Source organism: Dactylosporangium sp. NPDC005572 (genome assembly GCF_040605515.1).
GTDB lineage: Bacteria > Actinomycetota > Actinomycetes > Mycobacteriales > Micromonosporaceae > Dactylosporangium.
This window is the reverse complement of the sequence record NZ_JBEXCY010000130.1, coordinates 23,170-31,642: the sequence shown is the minus strand read 5'-3', so window position 1 is coordinate 31,642 and position 8,473 is coordinate 23,170. Positions and strand designations below refer to the sequence as shown.

The 8,473-nt window shown below is 71.2% G+C and carries 8 protein-coding genes; 4 read left to right on the top strand and 4 right to left on the bottom strand.

The features are described from left to right. Positions 1–431: hypothetical protein (locus tag ABZS66_RS41165; RefSeq protein ID WP_354767611.1), on the top strand; the 431-nt coding region annotated here is incomplete at its 5' end. Positions 432–635: 204 nt separating this feature from the next. Here ABZS66_RS41165 and ABZS66_RS41160 read toward each other — a convergent pair. From ABZS66_RS41160 to ABZS66_RS41150, 3 genes are all read right to left on the bottom strand, one after another. Beyond that, positions 636–1,430, bottom strand: coding sequence for a DedA family protein (locus tag ABZS66_RS41160; protein ID WP_354767609.1), 795 nt, complete (start codon positions 1,428–1,430; stop codon positions 636–638). A gap of 151 nt (positions 1,431–1,581) precedes the next feature. Continuing rightward, positions 1,582–1,764 (bottom strand): UBP-type zinc finger domain-containing protein, encoded by a 183-nt coding sequence (locus tag ABZS66_RS41155; RefSeq protein WP_255782493.1) that lies wholly within the window; start codon positions 1,762–1,764, stop codon positions 1,582–1,584. 74 nt (positions 1,765–1,838) lie between these two features. After that, the gene (locus tag ABZS66_RS41150) at positions 1,839–3,416 is read right to left on the bottom strand and encodes a Na+/H+ antiporter (protein WP_354767607.1); all 1,578 of its coding nucleotides are present in this window, start codon (positions 3,414–3,416) and stop codon (positions 1,839–1,841) included. A gap of 147 nt (positions 3,417–3,563) precedes the next feature. Between ABZS66_RS41150 and ABZS66_RS41145 the strand changes: the two genes are divergently transcribed. Genes ABZS66_RS41145 through ABZS66_RS41135 form a run of 3 tightly spaced genes read left to right on the top strand, consistent with a single transcriptional unit; the run spans position 3,564 to position 6,815 of the window. Then, positions 3,564–4,778, top strand: a complete 1,215-nt coding sequence (locus tag ABZS66_RS41145) for a fused response regulator/phosphatase (protein WP_354767605.1) — start codon at positions 3,564–3,566, stop codon at positions 4,776–4,778. Between the two features lie 7 nt (positions 4,779–4,785). Further along, a complete protein-coding gene (locus ABZS66_RS41140; protein WP_354767603.1) occupies positions 4,786–6,366 on the top strand; it encodes an ATP-binding protein in 1,581 nt (526 codons plus the stop codon). Beyond that, complete coding sequence (locus ABZS66_RS41135) at positions 6,363–6,815, top strand: response regulator (protein WP_354767601.1); 453 nt, start codon at positions 6,363–6,365, stop codon at positions 6,813–6,815. Before ABZS66_RS41140 ends, ABZS66_RS41135 begins: the two co-directional genes overlap by 4 nt. 4 nt (positions 6,816–6,819) lie before the next feature. Here the strand turns inward: ABZS66_RS41135 and ABZS66_RS41130 are convergent, their stop codons facing one another. Further along, a complete protein-coding gene (locus ABZS66_RS41130) occupies positions 6,820–8,172 on the bottom strand; it encodes a dipeptidase (RefSeq protein ID WP_354767599.1) in 1,353 nt (450 codons plus the stop codon). Positions 8,173–8,473 lie beyond the last annotated feature (301 nt).

Here is an 8,473-nt window from a genome sequence, read left to right as displayed (position 1 = left end):
ACATCCTGCGCATCGACGGCGTGGGCACGGTCCAGGACTCCTGGCTGCACGACCCGAACGGCGTCGGCTCCGCCCAGCACAACGACGTCATCCAGTCGACCAACGCGAAGTACATCCGGATCCTGCACAACCGGTTGGAGAACCAGCACACGCAGACGTCCTGCATCCTGCTCAAGGCCGACATCGGCTCGATCAGCGATGTCGTGGTCGACAGCAACCTGATGAACGGCGGCGGGTACTCGTTCTACTGGTACGACGCCAACTACAAGATCACCAACGGCAAGGTCACGAACAACAAGTTCATGCGCGCCTCCGGCGGCGGCTTCTGGCCCAAGGGTGGCTACTACGGCACCCAGGCCTTCTCCGCCTCGACCATGCCGCAGTGGAGCAACAACACCTGGAACGACAACGGTCAGCAGATCAGCCCGTAGTCTTCGCGGGACCATCAGTCAGGGGCGCGACCCGGTCACCGGGTTGCGCCCCTGGCTGTAGACAGGGCGCGGGCTCTTGCCTCAAGAGCCCGCGATGTCATTTGGACCCAGGTGCGGGCCGGGACGACCGGCTCCGCGAGCAACTCCGCACCGCTCTGGGCCGTGATCCGCGGCGCGGGCCGACAGGCGCTGCAGGGACCGGGATCAGGCGGTGGCCTGGAGGCCGTTCACCTCGACGACCACCGACTCGGCGGCCGCGACCGCCTCGGCGGCGGCCATGACCTCGATCGCGGCCAGCGGCTCGACGGAGGCGAGGGTCTCGACGGCATTGCGGCAGCGGACGATCCGGGTGCGCACGACCGGGGCGCGGCCGACCGCGGCGCGGCGGCGGGCCCGGTTGGCCAGGCCGACCAGCGGGGCACCGGCGAGGAAGAGCACGGCGAAGGCGGCGACGATGGCGAGCGGCACCCACGACGAGCTGGCGATCGCCTCGCCGCCGAAGTGGCCGAGCAGGGCACCGTACGAAGCCCAGAGGGTCGCGGCGATGACGTCGTACGTGACGAAGCGGCGGGCCGACACGCCGTTGCGGCCGGCGTACACAGCGGTGATCATGCGGCCGGCCGGGACGAACCGGCAGAACAGCACGGCCAGGAAGATGTGCTTGCGCATCGCCTCGGTCAGCCGCAGCGTGATCGCCCGCGGCTTGCGCCGGGCGGTGAGCCGGGTCGAGTCGCGGTGGGCGAGGCGCCGGCCGACGAGGAACGCCAGTAGGTCGCCGGCCACGACACCGGCGGCGCCGGCGAGGACCAGCAGGAAGAGCTGGACGTGGCCGGTCGCGGACAGGATGCCGCCGCCGATCATCAGCGCCTGAGCGGGGACGACGGGAACGAACGCATCAACGGTGAGAAGGACGAGGACGACGGCGTAGAGCACGCCCGGCCCGCCCACAAGATCTAATATCGCGTTCACCATGCCGAGCTCGCCATGGAGTGCCCCCAAACCCCGTCACCAGCCGAGTCATTCCCCGTTGACCATGGCAACACGTTTGCACCGGTCGCCATGCCCACCTTGGCATGATTGTGTCCCGCGTCTCCTTAGAACCGGCTGAGAAGACGCGTACCCGCAGGTGGGACCCGGGGCGTGGGGGCGTCTACCCGACCGTTTCGTCCACAAAACACCAGCGCCAGAACTCGCCCGGCTCGATCGACTGCATCACCGGGTGACGGGTGGTGAGGAAATGCTGCGTGGCGTGCCGGCGCGGCGAGGAGTCACAGCACCCGACGTGCCCACAGGCGAGGCATTGCCGCAGGTGAACCCAGTCGTGGAAGCCCATGGCCAGACATTCCGGGCACCCTTCGAGTCCCGCCGGCGGGTCAGCCTTCTCCGAGGACTCAATGTGATCACACGTCACGATTCATGGTCTCCGCGCTCGAGCAACGACTCTTCCAGGTCCATGTCCCGCTGCGCCTGGCGCAGCGTCTCCTCCGGGATCCTTCCGCTGTCGCGGGCCTGCCGGAACACTTCGCGCTCCGCGTTGAGCATCTCGCGTCGCAGGCGGGCGTACGCGGCGGACGGCGTTTCGCGGTCCGAGCGGCCCAGGCGCTCCCAGGCCAGGTTCGACCGGCTCAGGGCGACCTGCCGCAGCCGATCGACGACGCCCTCGGGCGCGTCGGCGGCGACCTCCTCCAGCCGGCGCTTGCCGGCCCGCGACGCCTCGTGCTGCACCGACGCCTCCGCGAGCGCGTCCTCCTTCTCGTCGTCCGGTGGCACCTTCAGCCAGCGGGCGACGGTCGGCAGCGTGGCTCCCTGCAGTACAAGAGTGGCAACAATAACGCCGAAGGCGAGGAGCACGAAGAGCCCGCGCGGGTAGGGCTGGCCGTTGGCGAGCTCGGTCGGCAGCGAAAGCGCGGCCGCCAGGGTGACCGCGCCCCGCATGCCGGCCCAGGAGATGACCGCGGGCGCGGCCAGGGGTGGCGACGGGTCGCGCCGGCGCACCCGCGGGATGAGGCGGGTGAAGTACGTCGTGGGGAAGAGCCAGGCGATCCGCGCGACGATGACGACGCCCACCACCGCCACGAGCGCGCCCATGGTGAACCAGAACGACCGCTCGACCTGCATGATCAGGCTGCGGATCTGCAGTCCGACGAGGAGGAAGACCGCACCTTCCAGGAGGAACTTCACCATCCGCCAGAAAGCGTCCATCTGCAGCCGGGACGCGGCGGACATGAGCGTCGGCATCCGGTGCCCGAGCATCAGGCCGGTCACCACCACGGCGACCACGCCGGACGCGTGGATCGACTCGGCCGGCAGGAACACCACCCAGGGAGTGAGCAGCGACACAGCGTTGTCGATGAGCGGGTTGGTGATCCGCTTGTGGACGAAGCCGATGACGATGCCGCCCAGCACGCCGATCGCGACGCCGCCGACGACCGCGACCGCTGCCTGTTCGGTGATCGACCAGGCGTCGACCGCCTGGCCGACGGCCGCGGCGACGGCCACGCGCAGCGTCACCAGGGCGGTCGCGTCGTTGATGAGGCTCTCGCCCTCCAGCACCGTCACCACCCGGCGGGGCAGCCCGATCCGCCGGGCGACCGCCGTCGCCGCCACCGCGTCGGGCGGCGCGACCACCGCTCCCAGCGCGAAGCACGCCGCCAGGGGTACACCTGGAAGCAGCATCTTCAGCGTGAACCCCACGGCGGCGGCGGTGAACAGGACCAGGCCGACCGCCAGCAGCAGGATGGGTCGCAGGTTGAACTTGAACGCGGGGACGGAGGTCTCGAGCGCGGCGACATAGAGGATCGGCGGCAGGATCCCGAGCAGGACCACCTCGGGCTCGAGTTCGATCTCCAGCACCCCCGGGATGAACGAGATGCCGATCCCGACGATGACCAGCAGGATCGGGGACAGCACGCCGATCCGGCGCGCGACCACCGACGTGGCCACAACGACCGCGATGAGTCCGACGACGTTCTCCAGCCCGTGCACGGGCGAAGCCTATACAGCCCGCCGGTGCGCGCCAGGGGCCACGCCTGAGAGACTGCACCCGCATGTGCAGCGAGCCGTCACCTAGGAGAGGATCGTCCCTATGTGTGCGGTGCGACAAATACCTGGGCCCCTTGGGTGGGTGTGAGCATGGCCGACCTCGGCACGACGGTGGATCCGCGCCGGCGCCGGATCGGGCCGTTCGCCGGAGAGCGCATCCGCGTGCTGCTCGTGGAGGACGACCCGGGCGACGCGTTCCTGGTGCGTGAGCTGCTCGCGGAGGCGGACGCGCCGTTCGACGTGGAGATCGTGCAGACCATGCGGGAGGCGCGGCCCCGCTTCTCGGGCGTGCAGTGCGTGCTGCTCGACCTCGGGCTGCCCGACGCGAGCGGCCTCGACGGCCTGCGCCAGGTGCTGATGTCCGCCGAGGGTACGGCGGTGTGCGTGCTCACCGGCCTGGAGGACGAGCACCTCGGCATCGCCGCGGTGGCCGAGGGAGCGCAGGACTATCTGGTCAAGGGCTCGGTCGACGGGGCCGGGCTGTCGCGGGCGGTGCGCTACGCGGTCGAGCGCAAGCGCGCCGACGAGAACGCGCGGCTGCTGCGCGAGTCGGAGCTGCGCCAGGCCGAGTCGGCCCGGCTGGAGTGGGGCCTGCTGCCCAAGCCGCTGATGGACGACGTCTCCGCCGACCTGTTCTCGATCTACCGGCCCGGCCGTGACCGGGCGCTGCTCGGCGGCGACTTCTTCGACGCGATCGGCGTCGACCGGGGTGCCCGCCTGCACCTGCTCATCGGCGACGTGTGCGGCCACGGGGTCGACGAGGCCCCGCTGGGCGTCGCGCTGCGGGTCGCCTGGCGGGCGCTCGTGCTCGCCGGGGTGCCCGAGGATCAGATCCTGCCGTCGCTGGAGCAGGTGCTGGTGAGCGAGCGGCGCTCCGACGAGCTGTTCGCGACGGTGGCGGTGGCGACCGTCGACCTCGCCGCCGGCACCGCGCGGATCCGCCTGGCCGGCCACCCGCCGCCGATCCTGCTCAACGGCGACCGGGTCGAGCCGGTCGACGTGGACCCCGGACTGGTGCTGGGCGTCATGCCGGGCCTGCACCGCCCGGCCAGCGAGGTGACGCTCGGGCCGCCGGGATGGTCACTGCTGCTGTACACCGACGGCCTGATCGAGGGCGCCGCCGGCCCGGACGCGGTGGCCGGGGAGCGGCTCGGCGTCGACGGGCTGTGCCGGGTGCTGGAGCGTCCGTCCCGTGCGCGGCCCCCGGAGCTGCCGGCCTGGCTGGCCCAGCAGGCGGAGGCGCACAACGGCGGGCCGGTGTCCGACGACATCGCGGTACTGCTGCTGAGCCCCCGAACCGGATGAGGATGCCATGACCCCAGCCTCCTGGTCGCTCTGGCGGCGGATCATCGCGCTGTGCGCGATCGTCGCCGGGCTGCTCGGCCTGATCGCCGTGACCGCGACGATCACGGCGACGGCCAACCGGACCGACACCAACAAGGTGATGGACCGGCTCACCCCTGCCCTGGTCAACACCGAGCGGCTGTACTCGCAGCTGCTGCGCCAGCAGACCAGCACCCGCACGTTCGTGCTGACCGGCCGGGACTCCGATCTCGACACGTACCGCGACGCCCAGGAGCAGGAGCGCGCGATCCTGGCCGACACGGAGCGGCTGCTGTCCGACGAGCCGGCCCTGCTCGCCGGGGTTCGCCAGGTCGCGGAGGCGACCCAGCGGTACCGCAGCGAAATCACCGAACCGTTGATCGCCGAGACGCGGTCGAGCGGGCCCAGCCCCGAACGCGCCGCACCCAACGACCAGTCACGGGCCGTGTACACGGCCGCCTCGGACCGCATCAACTCGCTGTCCCGCGCGCTCACCGTGCGGCGGGACGACGTCGCCAAGCAGGTGCGCTCGACCAGCGGCACGCTGATCGTGCTGCTCATCTTCGCCGCGGTCGTCGTGGTCGTGGCCGGCGCGGCCCTGGCGCTGCTGCTCCGGCGGCTGGTCACCCGCCCGGTGACCGACCTCGCAAGCGAGGTGCGGCGGGTCGCCGGCGGCGACTACGACCACGAGATCCTCGGGACGGGGCCGCCGGAGCTGGCCGCGCTCGCCAACGACGTCGACACCATGCGCCGGCGGATCAACGCCGAGCTCACCGACGTGCAGGACGCCCGCCGGCTGGTCGAGGAGGCCAACCGGATGCTCGAGCAGCAGGCCGCCGAGCTGACCCGGTCCAACCGGGACCTCGAGCAGTTCGCCTACGTCGCCAGCCACGACCTGCAGGAGCCCCTGCGGAAGGTGGCGAGCTTCTGCCAGCTGCTCCAGCGGCGGTACTCCGGGCAGCTCGACGAGCGGGCCGACCAGTACATCGGCTTCGCGGTCGACGGGGCGCAGCGCATGCAGCGGCTCATCAACGACCTGCTGGCGTTCTCCCGCATCGGGCGGCTGACCGCCGGGTTCACCGACGTCGACCTCAACAAGGTGGTCGTCGACGCCACCGCGCAGTTCGACGCCCAGCGGGAGGCGACCGGCACCGAGATCGTCTTCACCGACCTGCCGGCCGTGCGCGGCGAGGAGCCGCTGCTCGGGGCGCTCTTCGGCAACCTGATCGGCAACGCGATCAAGTTCCGCCACCCGGACCGCGCGCCGCGGATCGCGATCGACTGCCGGCAGGTCGACGACGAGTACGAGATCAGCGTCGAGGACAACGGCATCGGCATCGAGCCCGAGTTCGCCGACAAGGTGTTCGTCATCTTCCAGCGGCTGCACGCGAAGGAGACGTACCCCGGGACGGGCATCGGGCTGGCGATCGCGAAGAAGATCGTCGAATACCACGGCGGGCGGATCTGGATCGACCCGTCCCACCGCGAAGGTACGCTGTTCCGGTTCACGCTTCCGGTGCCCGAGCCGGCCGCTGCCGACGTTTCCCTGACCGAGGAGTCTGTGTCATGACCGCGCCGATGGAAGCGTCCCTGCCGATCGAGGTGCTCCTGGTGGAGGACGACCCGGGCGACGTGCTCATGACGCAGGAGGCCTTCGAGGAGCACAAGGTCCGCAACAAGCTCAACGTCGTGCCGGACGGCGAGGAGGCGCTGGCCTACCTGCGGCGCGAGGGCGGTTACGCCGAGGCGCCCCGGCCGGACCTGATCCTGCTCGACCTCAACCTGCCGCGCGTGGACGGGCGGCAGGTCCTCCAGTCGATCAAGGAGGACCCGGACCTGCGCCGCATCCCGGTCGTCGTCCTCACCACCTCGCAGGCCGACGAGGACATCCTGCGCAGCTACTCACTGCACGCGAACGCCTACGTGACGAAGCCGGTGGACTTCGACAGCTTCATCGCGGTGGTGCGGCAGATCGACGAGTTCTTCGTGAGCGTCGTCAAGCTGCCGCCCCGCGGCTGATCTTTCAGCTGATCTTCGCCACCTTGGCGAGCAGGAGCGCCTCGGCGACGCAGACCCGCTCGAACTCGCCGAGGTGCAGGCTCTCGTTCGGACCGTGCGCGCCGGTCTCCGGGTCCTCGACGCCGGTCACCAGGACGGCCGCCTTCGGGAACATCTCCTGGAAGGTGGCGATGAACGGGATGGACCCGCCGACGCCCATGTCGACCGGCGCGGCGCCGTCCCACGCCTCCGTGAACGCCTGCCGCGCCGCGTCGTACGCCGGCCCGGTCGCGTCGATCACGCACGGCTCGCCGAGCTGCTCCAGCTCGACGGTCACCTGGGCGCCCCAGGGCGCGTGCCGGCGGAAGTGCTCGATCAGCGTGTCGTACGTGCCCTGGGCGGTGTCCCCGGGTGCGATCCGCACGCTGAACTTCGCCTTCGCGGCCGGGATGAGGGCGTTCGGCGCCCCCGCGGTCGGCGGCGCGTCGATGCCGAGGATCGAGATCGCCGGCCGGGTCCAGAGCCGCTCGACGAGCCGCCCGCTGCCGATGAACTGGACGCCCTCCAGCAGCCCGGCCTCCTCGCGGAAGCGGTCCTCGGGGTAGTCCAGCGGCGCCGACCCGGTCCGCACCAGCCCTTCCACGGCCACGTCCCCGTTGTCGTCGTGCAGGGACGCGATGAGCCGCGACAGCGTGATCAGCGCGTCGGGCACGGCCCCGCCGAACATTCCACTGTGGACGGCCTTTTCCAGCACCCGTACCTCGACGAAGCCGTTGACGATCCCCCGCAGCCCGGTCGTCAGCGCCGGCTGGCCGATGTCCCAGTTGCCGGAGTCCGCGATCACGATCACGTCCGCCGCGATGTCGTCCCGGTACTCGCGGAGGAGGTCCTCGAGCGACTCCGAGCCGTACTCCTCCTCGCCCTCGATGAAGAGCACGACCCCGACCGGCAGGTCGTCGCCGAACGCCCGCAGCGCCGCGATGTGGGCCATGACCCCGGCCTTGTCGTCGGCGACCCCGCGCCCGTACAGCCGGCCGTCCCGCTCCACGGGCTCGAAGGGGTCGGTCTCCCACTTGCTGGCGTCACCGATGGGCTGCACGTCATGGTGCGCGTACAGCAGCACCGTGGGCGCCCCGGGCGGCGCGGGCCGGCGCCCGATGACGGCCGGCTGCCCACCCTTCCGCACGATCCGCACGTCGGGCACGCCGGCTCCCCGCAGCAACTCCGCCACAGCCTCAGCCGACCGCTCAACCTGCCCATGATCAAACCCAGCAAAGGCAATCCCCGGAATCCGCACGAGCCGCTCCAGGTCGGCCCGCACGCCGGGCATCTCCCGCCGGATCGCGGCGCGAAGTTCTTCCTCGGTGAGCACAGTCATGCCGTCGAACTTACTGCCCCGAACTCCGCCCCCGCCTCACAACCCCACACCTACCGCCCCGCCGGCCGCCGCGCTGCGAGCGCGTTCCACTCTTCGGCACGCTCGCACCTACGGCGAGGCACGCGAGTCCTCGGCCAAGGCGCCTCCTGCGGCCCGCTCGCTGTCCGGCAGCCCCGGGGTGGCGTCCGGCAGCCCGGGATCGCCGTCCGGTCTGGACCGCTTCCTACGGCCCGGCGTCGTTGTGCGGCCCGGCGTCGTTGTGCGGCCCGGCGTCGTTGTGCGGCCCGGCGTCGTTGTGCGG